The 25,170-nt window shown below is 66.6% G+C and carries 27 protein-coding genes; 17 read left to right on the plus strand and 10 right to left on the minus strand.

Translation table 11 applies throughout. The features are described from left to right. The first annotated feature begins 54 nt into the window (after positions 1-54). The 5 genes from AC2D9V_RS06170 to AC2D9V_RS06190 all read left to right on the plus strand — a co-directional run bounded on the left by AC2D9V_RS06170 (position 55) and on the right by AC2D9V_RS06190 (position 5,866). The gene (locus AC2D9V_RS06170; protein ID WP_484713148.1) at positions 55-897 is read left to right on the plus strand and encodes a flagellar motor protein MotB; all 843 of its coding nucleotides are present in this window, start codon (positions 55-57) and stop codon (positions 895-897) included. Positions 898-1,002: 105 nt separating this feature from the next. Beyond that, positions 1,003-2,310 carry a flagellar hook protein FlgE gene (locus AC2D9V_RS06175; RefSeq protein WP_484713149.1) on the plus strand — a complete coding sequence of 436 codons (1,308 nt, stop codon included), beginning with the start codon at positions 1,003-1,005 and terminating at the stop codon, positions 2,308-2,310. A 6-nt stretch (positions 2,311-2,316) separates the two neighbouring features. Beyond that, positions 2,317-3,780 (plus strand): flagellar hook-associated protein FlgK, encoded by a 1,464-nt coding sequence (gene flgK / locus AC2D9V_RS06180; protein WP_484713150.1) that lies wholly within the window; start codon positions 2,317-2,319, stop codon positions 3,778-3,780. After that, the gene (locus AC2D9V_RS06185; protein ID WP_484713151.1) at positions 3,777-4,778 is read left to right on the plus strand and encodes a flagellin; all 1,002 of its coding nucleotides are present in this window, start codon (positions 3,777-3,779) and stop codon (positions 4,776-4,778) included. Before flgK ends, AC2D9V_RS06185 begins: the two co-directional genes overlap by 4 nt. Beyond that, complete coding sequence (locus AC2D9V_RS06190) at positions 4,775-5,866, plus strand: flagellar basal body P-ring protein FlgI (protein WP_484713152.1); 1,092 nt, start codon at positions 4,775-4,777, stop codon at positions 5,864-5,866. Before AC2D9V_RS06185 ends, AC2D9V_RS06190 begins: the two co-directional genes overlap by 4 nt. Before the next feature lie 87 nt (positions 5,867-5,953). Here the strand turns inward: AC2D9V_RS06190 and AC2D9V_RS06195 are convergent, their stop codons facing one another. Further along, positions 5,954-6,766: a VOC family protein gene (locus AC2D9V_RS06195; protein WP_484713153.1), complete on the minus strand. Its 813-nt coding sequence runs from the start codon at positions 6,764-6,766 to the stop codon at positions 5,954-5,956. A gap of 209 nt (positions 6,767-6,975) precedes the next feature. Between AC2D9V_RS06195 and AC2D9V_RS06200 the strand changes: the two genes are divergently transcribed. The 7 genes from AC2D9V_RS06200 (at position 6,976) to AC2D9V_RS06230 (ending at position 11,712) form a co-directional block, all read left to right on the plus strand. Then, on the plus strand, positions 6,976-7,590 hold the full coding sequence (locus AC2D9V_RS06200) for a ribonuclease D (RefSeq protein ID WP_484713154.1): 615 nt from the start codon (positions 6,976-6,978) through the stop codon (positions 7,588-7,590). Further along, a complete protein-coding gene (locus tag AC2D9V_RS06205) occupies positions 7,571-8,530 on the plus strand; it encodes a KpsF/GutQ family sugar-phosphate isomerase (protein ID WP_484713155.1) in 960 nt (319 codons plus the stop codon). The genes AC2D9V_RS06200 and AC2D9V_RS06205 overlap by 20 nt, the downstream gene beginning before the upstream one ends. Positions 8,531-8,535: 5 nt before the next feature. After that, positions 8,536-9,135 (plus strand): LPS export ABC transporter periplasmic protein LptC, encoded by a 600-nt coding sequence (gene lptC, locus AC2D9V_RS06210; protein WP_484713156.1) that lies wholly within the window; start codon positions 8,536-8,538, stop codon positions 9,133-9,135. Positions 9,136-9,154: 19 nt separating this feature from the next. Then, entirely contained in the window at positions 9,155-9,649 is a 495-nt protein-coding gene (locus AC2D9V_RS06215; RefSeq protein WP_484713157.1) for an LptA/OstA family protein, read from the plus strand. Then, positions 9,649-10,410 carry an LPS export ABC transporter ATP-binding protein gene (gene lptB / locus AC2D9V_RS06220; RefSeq protein WP_484713158.1) on the plus strand — a complete coding sequence of 254 codons (762 nt, stop codon included), beginning with the start codon at positions 9,649-9,651 and terminating at the stop codon, positions 10,408-10,410. Before AC2D9V_RS06215 ends, lptB begins: the two co-directional genes overlap by 1 nt. Positions 10,411-10,635: 225 nt before the next feature. Beyond that, positions 10,636-11,211 (plus strand): ribosome hibernation-promoting factor, HPF/YfiA family, encoded by a 576-nt coding sequence (hpf, locus tag AC2D9V_RS06225; protein WP_484713159.1) that lies wholly within the window; start codon positions 10,636-10,638, stop codon positions 11,209-11,211. 36 nt (positions 11,212-11,247) lie between these two features. Beyond that, positions 11,248-11,712 carry a PTS sugar transporter subunit IIA gene (locus tag AC2D9V_RS06230; protein ID WP_484713160.1) on the plus strand — a complete coding sequence of 155 codons (465 nt, stop codon included), beginning with the start codon at positions 11,248-11,250 and terminating at the stop codon, positions 11,710-11,712. A 76-nt stretch (positions 11,713-11,788) separates the two neighbouring features. Here the strand turns inward: AC2D9V_RS06230 and AC2D9V_RS06235 are convergent, their stop codons facing one another. The 8 genes from AC2D9V_RS06235 to iolC form a co-directional block, all read right to left on the minus strand. After that, positions 11,789-12,424: an FMN-binding negative transcriptional regulator gene (locus AC2D9V_RS06235; protein ID WP_484713161.1), complete on the minus strand. Its 636-nt coding sequence runs from the start codon at positions 12,422-12,424 to the stop codon at positions 11,789-11,791. A 109-nt stretch (positions 12,425-12,533) separates the two neighbouring features. Then, complete coding sequence (locus AC2D9V_RS06240; protein ID WP_484713162.1) at positions 12,534-13,466, minus strand: GNAT family N-acetyltransferase; 933 nt, start codon at positions 13,464-13,466, stop codon at positions 12,534-12,536. Between the two features lie 349 nt (positions 13,467-13,815). Further along, on the minus strand, positions 13,816-14,157 hold the full coding sequence (locus AC2D9V_RS06245) for a DUF2853 family protein (RefSeq protein ID WP_484713163.1): 342 nt from the start codon (positions 14,155-14,157) through the stop codon (positions 13,816-13,818). Positions 14,158-14,265: 108 nt separating this feature from the next. Further along, entirely contained in the window at positions 14,266-14,667 is a 402-nt protein-coding gene (locus AC2D9V_RS06250) for a GtrA family protein (RefSeq protein ID WP_484713164.1), read from the minus strand. Between the two features lie 10 nt (positions 14,668-14,677). Continuing rightward, a complete protein-coding gene (ahcY, locus tag AC2D9V_RS06255) occupies positions 14,678-16,078 on the minus strand; it encodes an adenosylhomocysteinase (RefSeq protein WP_484713165.1) in 1,401 nt (466 codons plus the stop codon). A gap of 62 nt (positions 16,079-16,140) precedes the next feature. Beyond that, a complete protein-coding gene (locus AC2D9V_RS06260) occupies positions 16,141-16,971 on the minus strand; it encodes a class II fructose-bisphosphate aldolase (protein ID WP_484713166.1) in 831 nt (276 codons plus the stop codon). Then, positions 16,968-17,825 carry a 5-deoxy-glucuronate isomerase gene (locus tag AC2D9V_RS06265; protein WP_484713167.1) on the minus strand — a complete coding sequence of 286 codons (858 nt, stop codon included), beginning with the start codon at positions 17,823-17,825 and terminating at the stop codon, positions 16,968-16,970. The genes AC2D9V_RS06260 and AC2D9V_RS06265 overlap by 4 nt, the downstream gene beginning before the upstream one ends. Positions 17,826-17,834: 9 nt before the next feature. Then, positions 17,835-18,836, minus strand: coding sequence for a 5-dehydro-2-deoxygluconokinase (iolC, locus tag AC2D9V_RS06270; protein ID WP_484713168.1), 1,002 nt, complete (start codon positions 18,834-18,836; stop codon positions 17,835-17,837). Between the two features lie 104 nt (positions 18,837-18,940). Between iolC and AC2D9V_RS06275 the strand changes: the two genes are divergently transcribed. The 3 genes from AC2D9V_RS06275 to AC2D9V_RS06285 are packed head-to-tail and all read left to right on the plus strand — an operon-like array spanning position 18,941 to position 22,098. Further along, positions 18,941-20,062, plus strand: coding sequence for a Gfo/Idh/MocA family protein (locus AC2D9V_RS06275; RefSeq protein ID WP_484713169.1), 1,122 nt, complete (start codon positions 18,941-18,943; stop codon positions 20,060-20,062). Next, a complete protein-coding gene (locus AC2D9V_RS06280) occupies positions 20,059-20,952 on the plus strand; it encodes a sugar phosphate isomerase/epimerase family protein (protein WP_484713170.1) in 894 nt (297 codons plus the stop codon). Before AC2D9V_RS06275 ends, AC2D9V_RS06280 begins: the two co-directional genes overlap by 4 nt. 12 nt (positions 20,953-20,964) lie before the next feature. After that, complete coding sequence (locus tag AC2D9V_RS06285; protein WP_484713171.1) at positions 20,965-22,098, plus strand: Gfo/Idh/MocA family protein; 1,134 nt, start codon at positions 20,965-20,967, stop codon at positions 22,096-22,098. An 81-nt stretch (positions 22,099-22,179) separates the two neighbouring features. Here AC2D9V_RS06285 and AC2D9V_RS06290 read toward each other — a convergent pair whose 3' ends face one another. After that, the gene (locus AC2D9V_RS06290) at positions 22,180-23,214 is read right to left on the minus strand and encodes a LacI family DNA-binding transcriptional regulator (RefSeq protein WP_484713172.1); all 1,035 of its coding nucleotides are present in this window, start codon (positions 23,212-23,214) and stop codon (positions 22,180-22,182) included. 144 nt (positions 23,215-23,358) lie between these two features. Here AC2D9V_RS06290 and AC2D9V_RS06295 point away from each other — a divergent pair, with 144 nt between their 5' ends. Continuing rightward, the gene (locus AC2D9V_RS06295) at positions 23,359-23,967 is read left to right on the plus strand and encodes an HD domain-containing protein (RefSeq protein ID WP_484713173.1); all 609 of its coding nucleotides are present in this window, start codon (positions 23,359-23,361) and stop codon (positions 23,965-23,967) included. A gap of 78 nt (positions 23,968-24,045) precedes the next feature. Further along, on the plus strand, positions 24,046-25,074 hold the full coding sequence (adhP, locus tag AC2D9V_RS06300; protein ID WP_484713174.1) for an alcohol dehydrogenase AdhP: 1,029 nt from the start codon (positions 24,046-24,048) through the stop codon (positions 25,072-25,074). Positions 25,075-25,170 lie beyond the last annotated feature (96 nt).

The following is a 25,170-nucleotide window of genomic DNA, read 5'->3' on the forward strand; positions in this document are numbered from 1 at the left end:
GCGTAAAGGCCGATCTGCGATAGGTGATCCCGGGTGTGACACGGGTGGTGCGGGATGGCCGGGCAGGCAAATGCTCCAGTCATCATCAAGCGCAAGAAGGTTGTTCAGGGCGGCGGGCACCATGGCGGGGCCTGGAAGGTGGCTTACGCCGACTTCGTGACCGCGATGATGGCCTTCTTCCTCTTGATGTGGCTTCTGAATGCGACAACGGAAAAGCAGCGCAAGGGGATTTCGGACTACTTCAATCCGACGATCCCGGTGAACCGCATCTCGGGCGGCGGCGATGGCGCCTTTGGCGGCAACAGTGTTTTTGCGCAAGAGACGATGGCCCATACCGGAACCGGGGCGATGGACCGCAAGACCTCACCCAGCGCTGCGGATACGGCGGGCGACCCGGCCGGTCAGGGCGAAGCCGGGACCGGCAAGGCGCAGTCCGAGCTTGAGGATGTGGAAAGGGCCCTGCTGGCACGGGGCGGCGAAAGCAATACGATGGAACAGCTTTTGCGCCATGTGGTGACGAAGGTGACCGACGAAGGGCTGGTGATCGAGGTCTTCGATCTTCCCGATGCCCCGCTTTTCCGGGAGGAAACCGCCGAACCGACAGATGTGATGCGGGCCGTGGCGGGCCTTCTGGCCGAAGTCCTGGGCCTGACCACGAACGAGATCGCGGTGAACGGTCACCTGCGCGCCTATCCGGTGACGCTGATCGACAATCCGGTCTGGGACCTGTCGGCGGAACGGGCACAATCCGTGCGGACCCTGCTTGAAGCCGCCGGAACCCCGACCGAGCGGGTGCAGCGCATCGCTGGCTTTGCCGACCGGAAGCCCGCCACGGACGACCCGACCGCGCCGCGCAACAACCGGATCGAGGTGATTCTGCTGCGCCGCGACCGGTGAAAGCGCAGGAATCCGGATCGCATTTTAGTCATTAGGCCGATGTTAAGCCCCGGCGTGCAGGTTCGGGCCATATCAGGGTCCGAAGCAGCAGAAAGGCGCTTTCCCATGACGATTTCCTCCTCGCTTTCGGCGGGTGTGGCCGGCCTGAACGCCAATGCGACACGACTGGCCACGATCTCGGACAATATCGCGAACTCCTCGACCTTCGGCTACAAGCGGGCCCTGACCGATTTCACCAGCGTCGTGGTCGGCAACACCCGCGGCGCAGCGACCTATTCGGCCGGCGGGGTGCGGGCCTCGACCATCCGGCTGATCGAGGAACGGGGCGACCTGATCGGCACCGGCAACGCGCTGGACATCGCCATCGCGGGGCGGGGGATGCTTCCGGTCGTGCCGCTTGTGTCGATGGGCAACGCGATCACCGACATGCCGATGACGATGACGCGGACCGGCAGTTTCCGCACCGACGCCGACGGTATCCTGCGAACTGAATCCGGGCTGGTCCTGCTGGGCTGGCCGGCGGAGGCGGACGGCACGATCCCCCCCTTTCCGCGTGACACGCTCGCCGGCCTCGTACCGGTGGTGATCAGCCCCAACCAGACGGCGGCCGACCCCACCACCACGATGACACTGGGGGTGAACCTGCCCGCGACCTATACGGACGCCGGATCGACCGCCGTGCCGCCGCCCCTGTCGGTGGAGTATTTCGGCAACCTTGGCACCTCCGAGGCGCTGCAGGTAACTTTCGTTCCGGTCGTGCCCGCCACGGGATCATCGAACCAGTGGACGATGCAGCTGCGCGATTCGGCCTCGGGCAATGCGCTGATTGGGGAATACACCCTGACCTTCGACGCCACGCGCGGCGCGGGTGGCACGCTGGCCTCGGTCGCCGTGGTCTCGGGCGGTGCCTACAACGCGGGCGACGGTACCGTGTCGGTCAACGTGGCGGGCGGACCCTTGACCATCGGCATCGGCCGGCTGGGCGACCCGAACGGACTGACGCAGCTTTCCGACAACTTCGCCCCGGTGTCGATCAGCAAGAACGGCTCGCCCGTCGGGAACCTGACCACGGTGGAGATCGACGAGTCCGGCTATGTCAACGCGACCTATGACACGGGCTTCACGCGCCGGCTTTATCAGGTGCCCATCGTCGATGTGCCCAATCCCAATGGCCTCGCCTCGCTGTCGAACCAGTCCTACCAGGTATCGCCCGAGTCGGGGTCGTTCTTCCTCTGGGATGCGGGGACGGGGGCGGTCGGATCGGTGCAGGGCTTTTCCCGCGAAGGATCGAAGACCGATGTCGCGGCCGAACTGACGAACCTGATCCAGACCCAGAGGGCCTATTCGTCGAATGCCAAGGTCATCCAGACCGTGGACGAGATGCTGCAGGAAACCACCAACATCAAGCGCTGATAGGCCATGAGCATCACCTCTGCCCTTGGCGCGGCGCTGACGGGGCTGTCGGCGACCTCGCGGCAGGCCGAGATCCTGTCGTCGAACGTCGCCAATGCGACCACCCCCGGCTATGCCCGGCGCGAGGTGAACCTGCAGGCCGCGATCCTTGGCGGTACGGGTCAGGGGGTGGCGGTTGCGGGGATCAGCCGCAATGTCGATGCCGCCCTTCTGGGCGAACGCCGCCTTGCCGCGGCGGGGGACGGCGACCGGGGCATCCGCGCCGGGTTCCTGGCACGGGTGGAACAGGCGCTTGGCACGCCCGACAGCCCGGGCTCGCTTGCCGCGCGGATCGCGGCTTTCGGCCAGGCGCTTCTGGAAGCCTCCGGTCGGCCGGAGCAGCCTGCGCGGTTGCAGGCCATCGTCAGCACAGCCCGCAGCCTGACCGACGGCCTAGCCGCCGCGACGGACGATATCCAGGCGGCCCGCGCCACCGCCGACCGCCGGATTGCCGAGGAGGTGGGTACGCTGAACACGACCCTTGCCCGACTGCAGGGGCTGAACGTCGAGCTCCGGTCCTTCTCGGGGACGGGACGGGATATCTCTGCGCTTCTGGACGAACGCCAGCGGCTGGTGGACACGATCTCGACCATCCTGCCGGTGCGCGAGGTGCGGCGCGACCGCGACCAGATCGCGCTCTTCACCACCGGGGGCGCCACGCTGCTGGAAGGCTCCGCGGCGGTTTTCGGCTTTACACCGACCCATACCATCACGCCCGAGATGACGCAGGCGCTGGGCGGCCTTTCCGGCATCACCATCAACGGCGAACCCTATGCCACCTCCGGCCCTGCAAGCCCGATCCTCGGTGGGACCCTCGGCGCGCTTTTCGCCCTCAGGGATGAGCTTGCGGTCACCGCGCAGGGCAAGCTCGACGCCGTCGCCCGCGACCTGGTGGAGCGGTTCTCCGCCCCCGGCCTCGACCCCACCCTCCTGCCTGGCGCGCCGGGACTGTTCACCGACCTGGGTACCTCCTTCCTGCCTACCGATGAGACCGGGCTCGCCGGACGGCTGCGGCTGAACGCGGCTGCCGACCCGGCGCAGGGCGGCGCGCTTTACCGGCTGCGCGACGGCCTTGGCGCGACCGTCGAAGCACCGCCGGGGAACGGGGCGCAACTCTCGGCGCTGAGCGGGGCGCTGGGCGCGGCGCGGCCCCTGTCCTCTGCCGGGTTCACCCCCGGCACCCGCAGCCTTGCGGCGCTGGCCGGGGACGTGATGTCCGACGCCTCTGCCCTGCGCCTTTCGGCCGAGGCTGACCAGTCCTACGCCAGCGCAAGGCTGACCGGGCTGACCGACCTTGAGGCGCAGAACGGCATCGACACCGACCAGGAGATGCAAGCGCTTCTGGTCATCGAAAAGAACTATGCGGCCAATGCCAAGGTGATCCAGACTGTGAACGAGATGATCGACATCCTGATCAGGTTGGGCGGATGACCCGGATTTCCGTCGGTGACGCCAGCCTGACCAACATCCTTGCCCGGCAGGGGGCAGAACTGCGCGCCACCGTCAGCCGCGCCTCGCAAGAGGTGACGACCGGTCGCCATACCGACCTGCCGAAAGCCCTGCGCGGCGATGTCTCACCGCTTCTCGCCATCGACGCGAGCCTCACGCGTATCGAGGCCTTCCGCACGACGACGCAGGATGCCGCATTGCACACGGCGGCGCAGCAGGCCGCTATGGCCGGATTGTCCGATCTTGCCCGGGGGATCACGACCACGCTTGTCGGGGTGACCGAATTCCAGACCCAGGCGCAGGTCAGCACGGTCGCCGCCGATATGCGCAGGCGGCTGGAAAGCGCGCTCGGGCTGCTGAACGCGCAGGCGGCGGGACGGGCGGTCTTTTCCGGCACCATGACGAACGCGACGCCGCTCGGGTCGGCGGATGAGCTTCTCACCGCGCTCGAGACGGCAGCCACGGCCGCCACGACTGCGGGAGCGGTGGCTGCGGCGGTGTCCGGCTGGTTTTCCGACCCGCTTGGTTATGGCGCCTTCTATCGGGGTGGCGCGCCCCTTTCCCCGGTCGAGATCGCGCCGGGTGAACGGGCCGAGCTTGAGACCACCGCGATGGATCCGGCGATCCGCGACACGTTGATGGGTTTTGCGCTTGGGGCGCTCATGGACCGCGGCATGCTGGCCGGAAACGGCGAAGAACGCGCGCTTCTGGCGCAGCGCTCGGGCCAGGTTCTACTGACCACGGAGGATGCGAGGATCACGCTGGCGGCCCGGATCGGTTCGGTCGAGGCGCAGGTCGAGGCCGCGCGCACCCGCAACGGGGCCGAGGAAACCGCGCTGGGCATCCTGCGGTCCGACATGGGCTCGGTCGATCCTTATGAGGCGGCAACGCGGCTGGAGGCCGCCCGCTCACAGCTTGAATCGCTCTACCTCGTCACTGCCCGCGTCTCGCGCCTCAGCCTTGTGGAGTTCCTGCGATGATCCGCTTTCTTCTTGCGCTTGTCCTTTCGGCCGGCATGGCCGCCGCCGAACCCGTCCGCATCAAGGACCTGGTGGAGTTCGACGGCGTGCGCGGCAACGATCTGGTAGGCTACGGCCTTGTCGTCGGGCTGAACGGCACCGGCGACGGCATCCGGAACGCGCCCTTCACCGAAGAGATCATGGCCAACCTCCTGGAACGCCTCGGCGCGAATGTCACGGGCGAGGAGTTCCGGCCGAAGAACGTGGCGGCTGTCTTCGTGACGGCGCAGCTTCCGGCCTTTGCACGGGCCGGCACCCGGATCGACGTCACCGTGTCGGCCATCGGCGACGCCTCGAGCCTTCTGGGCGGCACGCTGATCATGACGCCGCTGAACGGGGCGGACGGGCAGATCTACGCCGTGGCGCAAGGCACGATCATCGCCGGCGGCGTTTCGGCCGAAGGCGATGCGGCACGGGTGGTTCAGGGGGTGCCAACCTCGGGCGGTATCCCTTCGGGCGCGCGGGTGGAACGCGAGGTGGAGTTCGATTTCGCCAGCCTGCCGGTGCTGCGGCTGGCGCTGAAAGCGGCGGATTTCACCACGGCGGAACGGATCGAACGCGCGATCAACGCCGAATTCGGGCGCGGGATCGCGCTGATGCAGGATTCGGGGACCGTATCGGTCGATATCGCCGCCGCAAGGATGCGGTCACCGGCCCATGTGCTCAGCCGGATCGAGGGGATCCTGGTGGAACCCCAGACCCGGGCACGAGTGGTGGTGGACCAGCGGTCGGGGACGATCGTGATGGGGGCTGATGTGCGGATCAGTCGCGTGGCGGTGGCTCAGGGCAACCTGACGCTGCGGGTCGAGGAAAGCCCGCTGGTGGTGCAGCCGAACCCCTTCAGCGATGGTGAGACGGTGGTGGTTCCCCGCAGCCGGGCGGATATCGCGACGACCGGGACGGGCCTTGCCGAAGTGCGCGGGGGGACGGACCTCGCCGAGGTTGTGGCCGGGCTGAACGCGCTGGGCGTGGCCCCGCATGACATGATCGACATCCTGAAAAGCATCAACGCCGCCGGGGCGCTGCATGCGGAATTCCTGGTGAACTGAGCGGCGGGCGCTCATCCCTTGCTGCGCTGCGGTCTTCGCAAGCGATGAGCGACCGAAGGGATGCGAAGAGCCCCGGTGTGCAGATTCTCAGGCCGCCTTCGGTTCCACCGTGACCACGGTCCCCCAGGGGTCGCGCAGATGATCGGACCCGGCCCGTTCCCGCAGCGCGGCCAGTTCGCCTGCGTCCGCCGCCAGCACCAGTTCGGCCAGCCCGGTTGCGGGCCCCTGCCGCTGGCCTGCGCCCCGGCTGTTCCAGACGTTCGTCGCGATATGATGGTGGTACCCGCCCGACCCATAGAAGGCTGCACCCGGATAGCGGGCCATGACGGGAAGGCCCAGTTGCCCGGCATAAAAGGCCTCGGCCTCGGGGACCGCGCCGACCTGCAGGTGCACATGGCCCACGACCAGTCCTTCCGGTGCCCCCGACCAGGGCGCATCCGCCGCGCGGGCCAGGGCGTTCAGGTCCAGCCGCTCGGTCGCCATCCGGATCGACCCGTCCGGCCCGTGCCAGGCATCGCGGGGGCGGTCGGCATAGACCTCGATCCCGTTGCCTTCGGGGTCGGCAAGGTAGATCGCCTCGCTGACGAGGTGGTCCGAGGCACCCTGCAGCTGCACCCCGCTGTTCGCGGCATGGATCAGCCAGCGGCCAAGCGCGGCGCGCGAGGGCATCAGGAACGCGGTGTGGAAGAGGCCTGCCTCCAGTGGAGTAGCGCGGCGGGCGGCGGGGTTGCCGATCAGCTCCAGAAGCGTGCGGCCGCCCGCGCCAAGGGCCACGCGATCCGCGCTTTGCGAGAGGGTGCCAAGGCCGAGGAGTTGCTGGTAGAATGCGGCGACCGCGGGCAGATCGTGGACGACAAGGGCTACGCGGGCAATCTCAAGCGGGGCAGAGGCGGTCGACATGGTAGCATCCCTTCGGTGGTGCGCCCTGAACGTGATCCTCCGGGCCCAAAGGTGCAAGGCGCGCCTGCGAACAGTCGCTCGCGCGTTCCGGCAGGGAGCGTAACGGGCACAGCCCCCGCCGCATGTCCGCGCAAGGCCACGGGGCGCAGTTGACCCGACCGGAAGCGGGGCGTAATCGGAAAATCGCACCCCGGAAAAGCGAGCATGCCTTGGCCATCCACCTTCACCTGACTGACCTGCCTGATGGGCTGACCCTTGGACCCGTCGTCGCCATCGACACCGAGACGATGGGCCTTGACCCACGGCGCGACCGGCTTTGCGTGGTGCAGCTGTCGGACGGATCGGGCGACGCGCACCTGGTGCAGATCGGCAAGGGGCAGACCCGGGCACCGAACCTGGAGCGGCTGCTGGCGGACCCGGCGGTGCTGAAGCTTTTCCACTTCGGGCGGTTCGACATCGCGGTCCTGAAACAGGCCTTCGGGGTGACCACGGCGCCGGTCTGGTGCACCAAGATCGCGTCCAAGCTGATCCGCACCTTCACCGACCGCCACGGGCTGAAGTATCTTCTCGCCGACCTCGTTGGCGTCGATGTCTCGAAGCAGCAGCAGACCAGCGACTGGGGGTCGGAGGAACTGACCGAGGCGCAGAAGGAATACGCGGCCTCGGATGTGCTTTACCTGCACCGGCTGAAGGCCGAGCTTGAGGCGCGCCTTCTGCGCGAAGGCCGGATGGACCTCGCGCAGCGGTGCTTCGCCTTCCTGCCGGTCCGGGCCGAGTTGGACCTTCTGGGCTGGGACGATGCGCATGACATCTTCCAGCACTGATCTTGTGGCCACCGGACAGCGCGTCATCCGCCGCGAGGCGGAGGCTCTGGGCGTCCTCGCCGCGGCGCTTGGCGGCAGTTTTTCGGACGCGGTCGGCCTGCTTTTGGAGGCAAAGGGGCGCGTGATCGTCTCGGGCATGGGCAAGTCCGGCCATATCGCCCGCAAGATCGCGGCGACCTTTGCCTCGACCGGCACGCCCGCACATTTCGTCCATCCGGCGGAGGCGAGCCATGGCGACCTTGGCATGGTGGCCGAAGGCGATGTGCTGATCGTGCTGTCCAACTCGGGCGAGACACCGGAACTGGCCGACATCCTGGCCCATGCCAAACGTTTCGGCATCCCGCTGATCGGCGTCGCGGGGCGGGCGGGGTCCACCCTCATGCGGCAGGCGGATGTGGCGATCCTGCTGCCAGAGGTGCCCGAGGCCTGCGAGACGGGGATTGTTCCGACCACCTCGACCACGATGACGCTGGCCCTTGGCGATGCGCTGGCGATCGCGCTGATGGAACACCGCGCCTTCACGCCCGAACATTTCCGCATGTTCCACCCGGGCGGCAAGCTGGGCGCGAGGCTTCTGAAGGTGCGGGACCTGATGCACCGGAACCCGCCGCTCGTCGGTGAAGGCCTGGAGATGCCCGAGGTCCTGCTTGCGATCACGCGCAGCGGCTTTGGCGTCGTGGGGGTCACGGATGCAGAGGGACGGCTGGCGGGGATCATCACCGATGGCGACCTGCGCCGTCACATGGACGGCCTCCTCGCGCGCCGGGCCGGCGACGTGATGACGCGCTCACCCCGGACCATCGCCCCCGAGGCGCTGGCGGGCGAGGCGCTCGCCCTGATGAACGACCGCAAGATCACCTGCCTTCTCGTGACGGAAGGCGACCGGGAGGCGACCGGCATCCTTCACGTGCATGACTGCCTGCGCGCCGGTGTGGTCTGACGCGGATGGCGGCGGACCGGCATACGCGGGTCGTGGGCTGGCTGAAGGTGGCCCTGCCGCTTCTAGCGCTGGGCATCCTTGCAACGCTCTTCCTTCTGTCGGACCAGATCAACCCAGATGAGGCCCTGCCCTATGCCGAGGTCGATGTCGTCGACCGCGCGCGTGAGCCTCGGATGACCGCGCCCACCTATGCCGGCACCACGACGGACGGGGCCTCGCTGACTCTGACAGCCGACGAGGCGCGGCCCGCAACGGCCGAAAGCCCGGCAACGGTCGCGGCGGTGGTTCTTGAACTGGATACGCCCGACGGCAGCCGGACCGACCTTCGTGCCCGGACGGCCGAGATCGACCGCGCGGCGCAACAGCTTGTCCTGTCCGGCGGCGTGACGGTCACGACCCAGACGGGATATCGCCTGGATACGCCCGAGGTGCTGGCGCGGCTGGACCGGTCGGGCCTCGAAAGCCGGGGCGCGGTGACCGCGACCGGTCCTGTGGGTGATCTTGAGGCCGGCGGGATGGTGCTGACGCAAGACCTGCAAAGCCCCGGTTCCTATGTTCTGGTTTTCAACCAAGGCGTCCGGCTGGTATACCGGCCAGGCGGCTAGGGGCCGAGGGGTTTGACGCATGCTTTTGCGGCTTTGTTCATTTGCACTTCTGGCCGGGTTTCTGACCCTCGCCCTCCCCGCCACGGCGCAAGAGGCGCGCATCGCCTTCGGTGACCTGGCGCAGGACACCAGCCAGCCCGTCAACGTGACCTCCGAGACCCTTACCGTCGACAATACTGATGGAACCGCAGTTTTCACCGGCAATGTCGTCGTGACGCAGGGCCAGATGACCCTGTCCGCTGCCGAGGTGCGCGTCGTCTACAACCAGGACCGCACCGCCATTGACCGGCTTCTGGCCAGCGGCGGGGTGACGATCGTCAACCTGGCCGATACCGCCAAGGCACGCGAGGCGGACTACGAAATCGAAACCGGCGTCATCGTCCTGACCGGTGATGTTGCCCTGACCCAGGGCCCGACGGCAATGGCGGGGCAAAAGCTGACCGTGAACCTCAAGGACGGCACCGGGCTGATGGAAGGCGGGGTCACTACGACCTTCGTGCCGGGTGGCAACTGATGGCGCAAAAGCCGGACCTCACCCTGACCGAAGGCGGCGGCGGATTGCAGGTCCGCAGTCTGCGCAAGAGCTACAAGAAGCGCCCGGTGATCCGCGATGTCAGCATGGAACTGCGGCGGGGCGAGGTGGTGGCGCTTTTGGGCCCGAACGGGTCGGGCAAGACGACCTGCTTTTACTCCATCGCCGGCCTCGTCATGCCGGAAGGCGGGCAGGTGCTGATCGACGGCAAGGATGTGACCGCCCTGCCGATGTACCGCCGGGCACGGCTTGGCATCGGCTATCTGCCGCAGGAAGTGTCGATCTTCCGGGGCCTGAGTGTCGAGGACAATATCCTTGCCGTGCTGGAAATCGTCGAAAGCGACCGTCACAAGCGGCGCGAGCGGCTGGAAGAGCTTCTCAGCGAGTTTTCCATCACCCACCTGCGGCGCACGCCCGCCCTTGCCCTTTCGGGCGGGGAGCGCCGGCGGGTTGAGATCGCGCGCTGCCTGGCGGCCGATCCGAAGTATCTGCTCCTCGACGAACCCTTTGCCGGGGTCGACCCGATTGCCGTGGGCGAGATCCGGCACCTTGTGCATGACCTGAAAAGCCGCGGCATCGGGGTTCTCATCACCGATCACAACGTGCGCGAGACGCTCGAGATCGTCGATCGCGCCTATATCCTGCACGATGGCAAGGTCCTGATGTCCGGCACGACGGACGAGGTCGTGAGGGATGAGACGGTGCGCCGGGTCTACCTGGGCGAGAACTTCCGCATCATCTGAGGCCGGGCTTCCGCCGGGTAGAATCGACTCGGTTGACAAGACGGCTGGGGCTGACGCCAAATACCCGGAATGCGTGCGTCATCCGCCCCATCCCTGACCCGTTTCGCCAAGGCGAATCCCCTCGCCGGCCCTTGCGTGACGCAACGTTTCTTCCCACGTCTTTCGAAGGCGCCGGACGGCGCAGGCTGATCCTGCCCCAAGGCCAAGCATGCAAGAGGAGAGGCCATGCGCTACCAGATCAGTGGAAAACAGATCGACGTCGGCGAGGCTTTGCAGACCCATGTAAAGGCCGAAATGGGCGAGGTGGTCGAGAAATACGCCCAGCGTCCGACCGAATGCGTGGTGGTGTTTTCCCGCATGGCGCATGAATTTGTCTGCGAGGCGACGATCCATCTGTCCACCGGCCTGACCGCCCAGGCAAAGGGCCACGCACCCGAGATCTACGCCGCCTTCGAATCCTGCCGCGAGAAGATGGACAAGCAGCTTCGGCGCTACAAGCGGCGGATCCGCAACCACCATTCGAACCGCGCGACCCCGGTTGAATTCGGCGGGGCGTCCTCGTATATCCTCGCCGCGTCCGAGGATGTCGAGGATGCGGAGCCCGAAACGCTCCAGCCGATCGTGATTGCCGAGATGGAGACGAAGATTCCTTCGATCACCGTAGGCGAGGCGGTGATGCAGCTGGAACTTGCAGGACAGCGCATGCTTGTGTTCCGGAACGAAGGCCATGGGGGCGTGAACGTGGTGTATCGTCGGGATGACGGGAACATCGGCTGGATCGACCCCCGCAACAGCAAGTAACCGGCACCGATGCCGGCGCAGGAACAACGCCCGTCCATGGAACTTTCCAAGCTACTGACGCCCAACGCCGTCCGCGTGCTGGGTCAACTGACCTCGAAAAAGCGGCTGTTCCAGGAACTGGGCGAGATCGCGGCGCAGGCCTACGGGCTCTCTTCGGCGCTGGCCATCGACGGGCTGCAGGAACGCGAGACGCTGGGGCCGACCGGAGTGGGGCATGGCATCGCCCTGCCGCATGCCCGGCTTGAGGACCTGAAGGGGATCATCGGCGTCTTCGTACGGCTGGAAAAGCCCCTGGACTACGACAGCGTCGACCGCCAGCCGGTCGACCTTGTCTTCGGCCTTTTTGCTCCGAAGGATTCCGGGGTGGACCACCTGAAGGCGCTGGCCCTGGTCAGCCGAACGATGCGTGACCCGAATGTGGTCGCGAAGCTGCGGGCGAACTCGGACCCGGCGAAGCTGCACGCGATCCTGACGGAAAGCCGGGCGCCGCAGGCGGCGTGAGCGACGGCTGACCACAGTGGTCAGAATCGGTTTCTGATTTTATTTCAACACCTTGCTTGTGGGCGTTAGGGGATTCTTAATCTCGGCCCGCCAGCGATTGGTCACGCATCAAGGCGGCGATGGCCTGCGCTCCGGCATCGCCCTGCGCCAAGGCATCGGCGGCGCGGGCACGCACCTCCGGTGGCTTGTTCTGGTTCAGCTTCCAAGTCCCTTCTACCGACACCACCCGGAACCGGAATGGCAGGATCATCCGCATCATCCGGGGCATCGCGCCATCGCTCATCTTTGCGCTGGTCCAGGGCCGCTTGCCCGCAATCCGCCCTTCATGTTCGGCCGAGAGCGCATCGACATGCGGGCGAAGCGCATCTTCGGGCAGCGCCTCTAGCACGCCGCGCAGATGGACGGCGACGTAGTTCCAGGTCGGAACCTGATCCGGCACCTGGTCGAGCGGGCCATACCAGTCCGGCGAGACATAGGCGTCCGGTCCCGAAACGGCGAGGAGCGCGGGCGCGGGCAGGCCAGCACGGACGATCGGGTTCGACCGGGCAAGGTGCAGGTCGGCATAGCTGGCGGCGTCGTCCAGAAGGAAGGGCACATGCGCCGCAAGCGGGCCTTCGGGGCCGTTGACGGACAGGACGCCAAACCCGCGGGCACGGGCGAAGGCGATGTTGCGGTCGGCCGGGGTCTGGCGGAAGGCGGGGTTCGGGTGCATGTGGGGACCAAGGAAGGGGAAGGACCGGATCTATCAGGAGGCCCACGTCGTTGCCAATGATCGGCCTCATTCTGGCAGTATCGTGGTCTGGACGCTATGGCGAGCCGTCTCAGATGATGAAGGAGGGCGAGGTATGGATGTAGCGGTCAAGGCGCATTGGCCCGCCGTTGGACAGGACGGCGAGATAGAACGGATCGACCTTTCCCCCCATCCCAAGCAGGTGGGATACTGCGCGGTCGTTGCAAAGCGGGACGCCAAAACAGAGGTCGGTATCTGCAGGAGCCGCGCTGATGACGAGATCAATCAGGACCGGCAGGTCGGCCTCGTTCAACGCTGACAATGGTCCGACGGTCGGGGGGAAGTCAGTCACTCCGTGGGGCTGAGGCTGGGCGCCAAAGGCATAGGCAACGGGTGCGCCGTCCCGGAAGGCAAGCCATCCTGGGCGGTTCCGGACCAAGAACCGCAGGTCGGCCTCTCGGCTGAAACCGAGGATGTCGCGTTCAATCCGGACCAACGCAGCGATGTCCGACGGATCCAGGGTCATTGGCCGGAGGTCAAGGTCGGTGTCATTGGGCAGGCTTCGGCTGCGAACGCAGATGTCGACGGAAGTTGCGACCCAGGACAGCCCGCACCGCAGGTAAAGGGACAGTGCGGCCGGATCCTGCGTTGCCATGATCGTCCGCGCCGTTTCGGGCCGTGAGGCAAAGGCCTTGTCAAGAAGCCGGGTGCCCAGGCCTCGTGCGTTGGCTGCCGGATCGACAAAGAAGAACGCAAGCTCCAGATGGCCGCCACGCTCGATGCTGAGCGCCCAGCCAAGGACCGTCCCGCCGTCGTCGGTGGCCACCCAGTTCTCGGCGGCGCTTTCCCAGAAATGGCGGATCCATGCCGCCTGCCGCTTCCAGGCTGATTCAATGGGCGGGTTGGCGGCCTCTTCCGCCGTCGCCTGGCCGGTACGGTGCAAATAGGCGAAGATCGAGCGTCGGAACACCCCGTAGGCGGCCTCCATGTCGGCGTGGCGCGCTGGCCTGACAATCGGATCCATGGCGAATCTTGGACGTGCTGTCGCTTCAGACCCTGATCGTCAGCCTAGTCTGGCGACCGTGCAAGCGTATTCGTCGGACCATTGCGGGATGAGGGCAGGTGCTCAGAACGTTCTTTGTCAAAAACGGGAATGAGGGGCCCCGCACCCCTGTGGGACCCCTCATCCACCCCACGCGCACACCCCAAGCACCGCACGTGATCATGATAGGGTCCCGGGCGTCCTGCCCTGACAGACTGGTGATGCCCCGAATCCCCGGCACCCGGCAAGGTGCGAATGCTGAGGCTTTTGTTCAAATGCAACGGGCGGGGCGGCCCTCGCCACCCCGCCCGGACGACCGCCGTCAGGCGGCCTACTTGTAGGCGGCTTCCTTGCCGAAATGCTTGACGAGGAGATAGTAGAACACCGCGCGGAACTTGTTGCGCTCGGACTTGCCATAGGTGTCGACGGCGGCATTGATGCCGTCCATCAGCGCCGGGCCGTCCTTGAGGCCAAGCTTCTTGATCAGGAAGTTGGACTTGATCCGCTCCAGCTCGGCGCTGTCCGAGGCAGCGACGGTCTGGGCGTCGTTGTCATAGATCGCCGGGCCGCAGCCGATGGTGACCTTGGTGAGCAGCGCCATGTCCGGCGTCACCTTGCATTTGTTCTTCAGATCGTCGGCATATTTCGCGATCAGTTCGTCCCTCTTGCCCATCCTTGATGTCTCCCTGACTGGTACGGCGAACGTGTGCCGGAAGACGGTAGTCGGCGAAAATCGGTTGGGGAAGCAGAATTTCGCACAGCTGCCCCCAAGCGCTTCTGCTCAGGCCCGTGGGTCGGCAGGAAAGATGATCCAGCGGTTGATCAGAAAGCTCAGGACTGCGGCAAGTGCGGCGGCACCAAGGTGGACGATCAGGTCAGGCCAGAAGGACCCGCGCGCCAGCAGGTAGCTGGCCGTGGCGGCGATGCAGATGCCCATCACCTGCGTTGCCGCGTAAAGCCAGATCGCATGGCGATGCGGCGCGCTGGCGATAAAGGTAAAGCGGCGCTGGCACCAGAAGCCAAGCGGGATGCACAGCATCCAGACCCCGGCGGCGGACAGGGCGTGTGGCAGCGGCAGGTAGGTCGTCGCAAGGGCGGCGAGGACGGAATACAGCGCCGTCATCGCGCCCCCGACGATCAGGAAGCGCAGAAGCGTGCTGTTCCTGATCAGTGCGACTGTCATTTGCGTTCGGTCAGTACCGGTAGTGGTCCGACTTGAACGGGCCTTCCACCTTCACGCCGATATAGTCGGCCTGATCCTTGCGAAGCTCGGTCAGTTTCACGCCGATCTTCTTCAGGTGCAGGCGGGCGACCTTTTCGTCCAGCGCCTTGGGCAGGATGTAGACGCCGGGAGCATAGTCCTTGCCCTTGGTCCAGAGCTCGATCTGCGCCAGTACCTGGTTGGTGAAGGAGGCCGACATCACGAAGGACGGGTGGCCCGTTGCGTTGCCAAGGTTCAGAAGGCGGCCTTCGGAAAGAAGGATGATCCGGTTGCCCGAGGGCATCTCGATCATGTCCACCTGGTCCTTGATGTTGGTCCACTTGTGGTTCCGCAGCGAGGCCACCTGGATCTCGTTGTCGAAGTGGCCGATGTTGCCGACGATGGCCATGTCCTTCATCTCGCGCATATGCTCGATGCGGATGACGTCCTTGTTGCCGGTGGTGGTGATGAAGATGTCGGCGGTGGCGACTTCGTCTTCCAGAAGCGTGACCTCGTAGCCGTCCATCGCCGCCTGCAGCGCACAGATCGGGTCGACCTCGGTGACCTTCACGCGCGCACCCGCGCCACGCAGGGACGCGGCCGAGCCCTTGCCCACGTCGCCATAACCGCAGACGACGGCGACCTTGCCGGCCATCATGGTGTCGGTGGCGCGGCGGATACCGTCGACGAGCGATTCCTTGCAGCCGTACTTGTTGTCGAACTTCGACTTGGTGACGCTGTCGTTGACGTTGATCGCCGGGAAGGGGAGGAGGCCCTTCTTGTGGAGTTCGTACAGGCGGTGAACGCCGGTGGTGGTTTCTTCCGAAACGCCCTGGATCGCGGCGCGCTGCTTGGTGAACCAGCCGGGCGAGGCAGCGAGGCGCTTCTTGATCTGGTTGAAGAGGCAGACTTCCTCATCGCTGGTCGGGACGGCGATGAGGTCGGTCTCACCGGCCTCCACCCGCGCGCCAAGGAGGATGTACAGCGTCGCATCCCCGCCGTCGTCGAGGATCATGTTGCAGGTGCCGCCCTCGCCGCCGAACTGGAAGATGCGGTCGGTGTAGTCCCAGTACTGCTCAAGCGTCTCGCCTTTGATCGCGAAGACCGGGGTTCCGCTTGCCGCTATGGCGGCGGCGGCGTGGTCCTGGGTCGAGAAGATGTTGCACGACGCCCAGCGCACATCGGCGCCAAGGGCCTTCAGCGTCTCAATCAGGACGCCGGTCTGGATCGTCATGTGGAGGGAACCCGCGATCTTCGCGCCCTTCAGGGGCTGCGAGGCCCCGAATTCCTCGCGGCAGGCCATCAGGCCCGGCATTTCGGTTTCCGCGATGGTCAGTTCCTTGCGGCCGAAGTCGGCCAGGGCGATGTCCTTGACGATGTAGTCGGCGGCCATGCGGCGCTCTCCTGATCCTTGGTTTCGCGTGGGCAGATAGCAGAGAAGGACCGCTACGGCAATCAGCCGAGGCTGCGCAGAATGGCGCGGGCATGGGCGGTCATCGGGGCTTCGGTGGCTGACAGAATCTTCAGCCGGTCGAATTCCTCGGGGTGGTCGCGCAGGGTCTGGCGGAGGGCGGCGCCGAAGGACTGGCGGAGTTCGGTGCCGATGTTGAATTTGCAGATCGGGGTGGTGCGGGCGAGGCGCGTGCGCTGGTCGGGCGGGACGCCAGAGCCGCCGTGGATCACCAGAGGGACGGTGCCGCCAGTCGCCGTGGCGATCGCTGCAAGCGCAGCCTCGTCGATCCCGTCGACATGGTCTTGTTGCAGGTGGACGTTACCGACGGCGATGGCCACTGCATCCACACCCGCTTCACGGGCAAAGCGGGCTGCGGCGTCAGGGTCGGTCAGGGAGGAGGTGGCCCCGCCGGCATAGCCGACAAAGCCGATCTCGCCTTCGCAGGAGATGCCGTTGGCATGGGCAAGGGCCGCGACCGCTGCCGTCTGGCGGATGTTTTCCTCCAGCGGCAGGGCCGAGCCGTCGAACATCACCGAGGTGAAGCCTTCGCCGATGGCTGCCCGCACCTCGTCCAGCGACCGCCCATGGTCGAGGTGGAGGACAACTGGGACCGAGACAGAGTCGGCAAGCGTGCGGAACATCGCGCCAATGACGGGCAGCGGCGTATGCGCGCGGCAGCCCGGCCCGGCCTGCAGGATCACGGGCTTGCCCTCTGCCTCCGCCGCCAGGGTGAAGGCGCGGGCGTCCTCCCACCCCAGGCAGACAAAGCCCGCGACCGCATATCCGTCGCGAAGGGCAGGCAGCAGGACCTGGGCAAGCGTTGCGCGGGTCATTTGAACTTGGCGACCATGTCCATGATGCCGGGGATCGTGTGCAGCTGATCAGCGTGGGTGGGTTGGAAGTACTGCTTCAGGCTGCGCTGGGAAAGGCCGCCAAGGATGGTGAAGTAGTACATCTCATACCCCGGCAGCACGCAGACCGGGTGGTAGCCCTTGTCCAGAACGACGGTCGAGCGATCCATGATGTGATAGGCGTCGCCGGGTTCGTTATCCACGCGCTGCAGCATCTGCAGGCCGGACCCATGGTTCGGCTTGAAGCGAAAGTTGTAGGTCTCGTCGTGGCGGGTCTCGATCAGCTCACCTTTGTCATCCCGCCGGTCGGTGTCGTGCTTGTGGCTGGGGAAACCCGACCAGCCGCCGGCGCCGACGGTAAAAAGCTCGCTGACCAGCAGGCGGCCAACGCGACCGTGATACTTGGTGCCGAGGATGTGCTTGATCTTGCGGTGGGTCTTGGTGTCGTCGCTGCCATACTGGACCTTGTCGATCTCGTCGGAACGGACGGCGAAGGGCTCCAGCACCTGGTCGAACTTCGCCCCGGCGATGAAGACCTCGGCACTGTCGGAAAGGCAGGTGAAGCGCGCCTCCATCCCGGTCGGGACATAGACGCCTTCGGGTTCGCCATCCCAGACATCCACCTCGCGCTGGCCGAGTTTGTCGTGGACCTGCCCGCCGACCTGAACCCGGATCGTGCCGGTGGCGGGGACGATGCAGGACTCATAACCGGGGACGGCGTAGGCGAAATCCTCCCCGCGTTTCAGCTTGACGATGTTGAAATAGTTCAGCGGCACCAGCGGGTGGTCCACGTCCACGATTGGGCGATTCCGGTTGTCATGCGGGGGAATGTGCATCGGGGCCTCTCAGGCAGGATCGGGGTGGGCGGTGAGGAAGGCTTCAAGCTCCTCGCCCGTGGGCATGGCGGGGGCACAGCCGACGCGGGCGACGACCATCGCGGCGGCGGCCGAGCCGCGCAGGACGGCCTCACGCAGGGGGCGTCCGGTGGCGAGGGCGGCAAGGAACCCGCCCATGAAGCTGTCGCCCGCGCCGGTCGGCTTCAGCGCCTTGGTGCGGTAGATCCCGGTGGTGATTTCATCGGTCGCGGTCAGGGTCACCGCCCCGCGTTCGCCCATCTTGTAGACCGCGATCTTCCGGCTGTCGGCGACCAGCTCACGCGCCATGGCAAGCCTGTCCTCGATGCGCCCGGCGAGAAGGCCGAACTCCTCGTCATTGCCGACGACGATGTCACAAAGGCGCGCGGCCATGAGGTTGGCAACGCTCGCCTCGTCGCGGGTCGGCCAGGAATAGGGCCGGTAGTCGATGTCCATCACGGTGGTGATCCCCGCCGCGATGGCCGCGCGCAGGGCCGCCAGTGTCGCCACGCGTGAGCCTTCCTGCGCCAGCGCCGTTCCGGTGATGACCAGCGCGCCATAGCGGGCAAAGTTGACCTTGGCGACATCGCCTTCGCTCAGCGCAAAGTCCGCCGCGCCGTTCCGGTAAATGATCGACTGGCAATCCTCGGCCCGCGTCTCGACCACGGCAAGCGAGGTGCGGTGTTCCCCTCGGGTCAGGCCGACATGGGCACGCCCCACGCCGTAATGGTCAAGCTGGGCAAGGCAGAACCGGCCCACGGCGTCATCCGATACCCGGGTCAGGAGGTCAGTCTCTGCCCCCTGCCGGGCCAGCGCCACCGCGATGTTGGCAGCCGATCCACCCAGATGCGCGGCAAAGCCCGTCGCCGCTTCGATCCTTGTGCCCGGCGGATCGGCGTAGAGGTCCATCCCGGCGCGGCCAAGGACAAGGAAGCGACTGCGCGACAGGGTCGGCAGCGGATCGGCAGGCGCGCTGGCTGTGGTCGTCGGCATCCCCGTCTTTCCCCTTTACCGGAAGAAATGCGATTGTGGACACAGATCAGGGCGTATAGGAATCTGCAACCGGTTGCAACGCATCGGTTGCGCGGGGGGTGCACATGAAGGAAATCGGGATCGGCGTGGTCGGCGGCGGCTACATGGGCAAGGCCCATGCAGTGGCGCTGTCGGCGGTGGGGGCGGTTTTCGACACCCCCCTGCGTCCCCGGCTGGAGATGATCGCGGCGGGCAGCCCCGCCTCGGCAGAACGCTACCGGGCGGCCTATGGCTTTCAGCGCGCGGCGCGGGACTGGCAGGAACTGGTGGCAGATCCCAAGGTCGAGGCGGTGGTGATCGCGACGCCGCAGGCCCTGCACCGCCCGATTGCCGAGGCGGCGCTCAAGCTGGGCAAGCCCGTCTTCTGCGAAAAGCCGCTGGGCGCCTCGCTGGAGGATGCACGCGCCATGGTTGCGGCGGCAGAAACGGCCGGTGTCATCCACATGACCGGCTTCAACTATGTCCGCACCCCGGCCACGCAGTTCGCCCGCAAGCTGGTGGCCGAAGGCGCGATCGGCCGCGTCACCTGGTTCCGGGGAGAGCATACCGAGGATTTCCTGGCCGACCCCGGCTTGCCGGGGAACTGGCGGACGGAAGGCATGGCCACCGGAACGATGGGCGACCTTGCACCCCATCCGATCAACTGCGCGCTGGCGATCATGGGGCCGATCGCCAAGGTTTCGGCAGTGGTCGAGACGGTCCATGCCACGCGCCCCGGCCCGGATGGCCCGGTGGCGGTCACGAACGATGACCACGCCCAGATCATGTGCCGCTTTGCGAACGGCGTCCTTGGCCACATCTACGTCAGCCGTGTCGCGACGGGGCGTAAGATGGGCTATGCCTACGAGGTGCATGGCACCGAAGGCGCGATCCGCTTTGACGGTGAGGACCAGAATGCGCTTCAGCTTTACCGCGCCGAGGGGCCCGAGGCGGAACGGGGCTTCCGCCGCATCCTGACCGGCCCGGCGCATCCGGATTACCTGCCCTTCTGCCAGGGTCCGGGGCATGGCACCGGCTATCAGGACCAGATCATCATCGAGGCGAAGGACTTCCTGACCGCCATCCACTCCGGAGAACCCGCATGGCCCACCTTCCGCGATGGGCTGGCGGTCTGGGAAGTGGTGGACGCGACATTGCGCGCCTCGGCCAGCGGAAGCTGGGTAGACGTTGAAGGAGTAACGGCATGACGATCCGCATCGGCAATGCGCCCTGTTCCTGGGGCGTGGAATTCGCGGGCGACCCGCGCAACCCGACATGGGAGACGGTGCTGAAGGAATGCGCCGGGGCGGGCTACAAGGGGATCGAACTTGGCCCCATCGGCTTCATGCCCGAGGACCCGGGCGTTCTGGGAGAGGCCTTGGCGCGGCATGACCTGACGCTGATCGGCGGCGTGGTGTTCCGGCCCTTCCACGATCCCGCCGCCTGGGGCGAGGTCATGGATGCCGCGATCCGCACCTGCCGGGCGCTGGTCGCCCATGGCGCGCAGCACCTCGTGCTGATCGATTCCATCTCGCCCCGCCGGGCACCGACCGCCGGGCGGGCGTCGGAAGCCGAGCAAATGGGCCCGGCTGAATGGGCGGCGTTCCGTGACCGGATCGCAACCGTGGCGAAGATGGGGGCCGAGGAATACGGGCTGACCGTCGGCATCCACGCCCATGCGGCAGGCTTCATCGACTTCGAGCCGGAACTGGAGCGGCTTCTGGACGAGGTGGACGAGAAGATCCTGAAGATCTGCTTCGACACCGGGCACCATTCCTACGCGGGCTTCGACCCCGTGGCCTTCATGCGCCGTCACATCGGGCGCATCAGCTATATGCACTTCAAGGACATCGACCCGGTGGTGAAGGCCCGCGCGGTGGCCAACCGGACCGGGTTCTATGACGCCTGCGGGCAGGGCATCTTCTGCAACCTCGGGAAGGGCGACGTGGACTTTCCGGCGGTGCGGCAGATCCTTCTGGACGCGGGCTTCAAGGGCTGGTGCACGGTCGAGCAGGACTGCGACCCGACGCTGGACGTGCGGCCAATGGACGACGCACGCGCGAACCGGGAATACCTCGAATCGATCGGCTTCAAGTAAGGGACTGGACGCATGGCAAAGCTGAAATGGGGCATGATCGGCGGGGGCGAGGGCAGCCAGATCGGCCCGGCGCATCGCCTTGGCGCACTTGCCGACGGGCATTTCGAGATGGTCGCGGGCGCCCTTGACCACCGGCCCGAGGCGGGGCGCGACTATGCTCAACGCCTCGGCATCGCCGCCGACCGCGCCTATGGCGACTGGCGGGAGATGCTGGCGGGCGAAAGGGGCCGGGCGGACCGGGTTGATCTGGTGACGGTGGCCACCCCGAATTCCACCCATTTCGAGATCTCGAAGGCCTTTCTCGAGGCTGGGTTCAACGTCCTTTGCGAAAAGCCTATGACCGTGACGGTCGAAGAGGGGGAAGAGCTTGTCCGCATCGCCGCCAAGACCGGCAAGGTCTGCGCGGTGAACTACTGCTACTCCGCCTATCCGATGATCCGTCAGGCCCGCGCGATGGTGCGGGCGGGCGAGATCGGCAAGGTGCGCCTTGTGGTGACGAACTTCAGCCACGGCCACCACGGCGACGCGACCGACGCCGATAACCCCCGCGTCCGCTGGCGGTATGACCCGGCGCTCGCGGGCGTGTCCGGCCAGTTCGCCGACTGCGGCATCCATGCCCTGCACATGGCCAGCTTCATCTGCGATGACGAGGTCGAACGCCTCAGCGCCGACTTCGCCTCGACCATCTCCTCCCGGATGCTTGAGGACGACGCGATGGTGAACTTTCGGATGGGTCGCGGCACCGTGGGCCGCCTCTGGACCTCATCCGTCGCCATCGGGCGGCAGCATGGGTTCGACATCCAGGTCTTCGGCGAAACCGGCGGCTTCCGCTGGGCCTCGGAACAGCCGAACCAGCTGATCTACACCCCCGTCGGCGGGCGGACGCAGATCATGGAAAAGGGCGAAGGCGGGCTGCATGACGAGGCGAAGCGGCTGAGCCGCGTGGCGATAGCGCATCCCGAAGGCTTCCCGCTGGCGGTGGCGAACATCTACTGCGATCTCGCCGACACGATCCGCGGCACCGTCCGGGACGGATTGCCCACCGCTTCGGCAGGGGTCCGGTCGATCGCTGCGATCCACGCGGCTGTCGCCTCGGCCAAGGCAGGCGGCGCCTGGGTCGAAGCACGCCCGCCGATGTTCCGTTAAGGCATGCTCATCATGCCCTTCGGGCTGTCTTCGCTTGTGTGACCCCAACGAAGACAGCCTGAAAGGCTGGATGAGCGACAGTCAGGAACGCGCCCGAAGCGTCCCGCGCTCGACGATGCTGCAGTCGAAAACCCGTGCCCGGGGCGGCAGGTTTGGGTCGTTCAGCGAGGCGACCACAAGGTCGATGCTGGCGGCGATGATCTCGGCAATCGGCTGGCGCACCGTGGTCAGGTTGATGTTCGGCCAGCGCGCCATGTCCATGTCGTTGAATCCCAGGATGCCAACGTCGCCCGGCACGTCCAGCCCGGCATCGGCCAGGGCGCTCAGCGCACCGATCGAAAGGACGTCATCGCCGCAGAAATAGGCCTCTGCGACCGGCCCCAGCGACACCAGGCGCTGCATCTCTGCCCGTCCCGCGTCAAAGGAATAGGCCGCGGCAAAGCTGGTTGAAACCGTGACGCCCCTCGCTGCCTCTGCCACCTCCAGAAACCCGGCCAGGCGATCCTGCGTCGAGGTGGCGCTTTCCGGCCCGCCCAGGAACGCGATGCGCCGGTAACCGCGATCCAGCAGCGTCCGTGCGGCAAGCCGACCGGCGGCGCGGTTGTCGATCCCGATGATGTTGACCTCGGGCGCGGGCGACCAGCGGCCAAAGCAATGCACGATCGGCAGCCCCGCCCCAAGGAACTTGCCCGCATAACTCGTCGGCACCGTGGAACTGGCCAGGATCACCCCGTCGACCGAATAGCGCCGCAGCATCAGGACGGCATCCTCCACCGCCATGCCGCCCGACAGGTTGACGAGAAGCGGCCGCAGTCCCCGGTCCTGCAGGCCGCGGGTGAACTGGTCGAAGACCTCAAGGAACACCGGGTTGCGGAAGTTGTTCGACACGAGGCCGATCATCTGCGTCCGCCCGGTCGTCAGCGCCGAGGCCAGGACCGAGGGGCTATAGCCAAGCTCTGCCGCTGCCGCTTCGATCACGGCGCGCTTCTTGGCCGAAACCGAAGCCCCCGGCGTGAAGGCGCGCGACACGGCAGAGGTCGAGACGCCCGCGCGCAGCGCGACCTCGCGCAGGGTCACCGGGGCTGCACGCCGTGCCGATGTGATCTCTTCGCCCATCCTTGCTCCCGACCGCGTGGCAAGGCCTGCGGTCAAATTGCACTCTGGCAATGCGCCGTCCGGATGGCAATCGGTTGCAGCCGAGGCCTGGGCTTGTCGCGGCCCCACCGCTTGGCTAGCCATTGGGGGAACGGAGGACCCCGAATGGCGCGCGCATCGAGCAAGCAACCCCGGGCCTGGCAGCGCATGCTGTCGGGGCGGCGGCTTGATCTTCTGGACCCGACCCCGATGGATATCGAGGTCGAGGATATCGCCCATGGCCTTGCCTTCGTGGCGCGATGGAATGGCCAGACGCGGGGCGACTGGCCCTATTCGGTGGCGGAACATTCGCTTCTCGTCGAAGACATCCTCGTGCGGATGGATCCGTCCCTTGCCCCGCGCTGGCGGCTGGCGGCGGTCCTGCACGACGCGCCGGAATACGTGATCGGCGACATGATCAGCCCGGTGAAGGCGGCGGTCGGGCCGGGCTATGGCGCGCTGGACGAACGCTTGACGGCGGCGATCCACTTGCGCTTCGGCCTGCCCGCCGTGCTGCCCCAGCCGGTGAAGAAAGCGATCAAGGCGGCCGACCGCGTCTCGGCCTGGCTCGAGGCGGTGCGGATCGCCGGTTTCCGTGAGGAAGAGGCCGACAAGCTTTTCGGCAGGCCCGCGCCCGAGGTGATCCACCGGCTGGAGATCCGCTTGCGCCCGCCTGCCGAGGTGCGCGCCGACTACGTGGCCCGGGTTGCACGGTTGCTGGACGCCTGCGACTGACCCCGCATTGCGCCATGTCAAGGTAGCCTTACACTTTCCCGGCATTCTTCCCGTCGAACCAACCGAAGGGAGAAGGCCATGTCACTGCCGAAGACCATGAAGGCCGCCGTCGTCACCGGGCTGGGCAAGCCGCTGGAGATCCGCGAGGTCGCCGTGCCGAAGATCGGGCCGGGCCAGGCGCTGATCCGGGTGCGCGCCTCGGGCGTCTGCCATACCGACCTTCACGCCGCGATGGGCGACTGGCCGGTCAAGCCGAACCCGCCCTTCATCCCCGGCCACGAGGGCGTGGGCGAGGTTGCCGCCGTCGGCCCCGGCGTCACCCATCTGAAGGAAGGCGACCGGGTGGGCGTTCCCTGGCTGCACAACGCCTGCGGCCGCTGCCCGCATTGCGTGGGCGGCTGGGAGACGCTGTGCGAAAGCCAGCAGATGACCGGTTACACCGTGGATGGGGGCTATGCCGAATATGTCTCGGCCGAGGCGAACTATGTGGGTGCGCTGCCCGGCAACCTCGACTGGGGTCCGGCGGCCCCGGTCCTCTGTGCCGGGGTGACTGTCTACAAGGGCCTGAAGGAGACCGAGGCGAAGCCCGGCCAATGGGTCGCGATCAGCGGGATCGGGGGCCTGGGCCATATGGCGGTGCAGTACGCCAAGGCTATGGGCCTGCATGTCGTGGCGGTGGACGTGGCCGAGGATAAGCTGAAGCTCGCCCGCGAGCTTGGCGCCGATGTCACGCTCAACGCGGTCGAAACAGACCCGGCGAAGGAGTTGCAGAGCCAGATGGGCGGCGTTCACGGCGTGCTGGTGACGGCGGTGTCGAACAGCGCCTTCAGCCAGGCCGTGGGGATGCTGCGGCGCGGGGGCTTCATGTCGCTGGTCGGCCTGCCGCCTGGGGACTTCCCCCTGCCGATCTTCGAGATCGTGCTGAAGCGGATCACCGTTCGCGGGTCCATCGTCGGAACCCGCAACGACCTGACCGAGGCGCTGGCCTTCGCCGGCGAGGGCAAGGTGGCGTCGCATTTCAGCTGGGACAGTCTGGAAAACATCAACGCGATCTTCGACCGGATGAAGGCGGGGCAGATCGACGGCCGGGTGGTGCTGCGTATCTGACCGCGGCACGGGGTGCCGGAAAAGGGTCCGCCCGCAGGATGCTGCGGGCGGATCAGGTCGTTTGGCGCGTGGTGCGCGGCGTTGCAGGGTGGTGAC

It is taken from the genome of Tabrizicola sp. T46, from assembly GCF_057219895.1.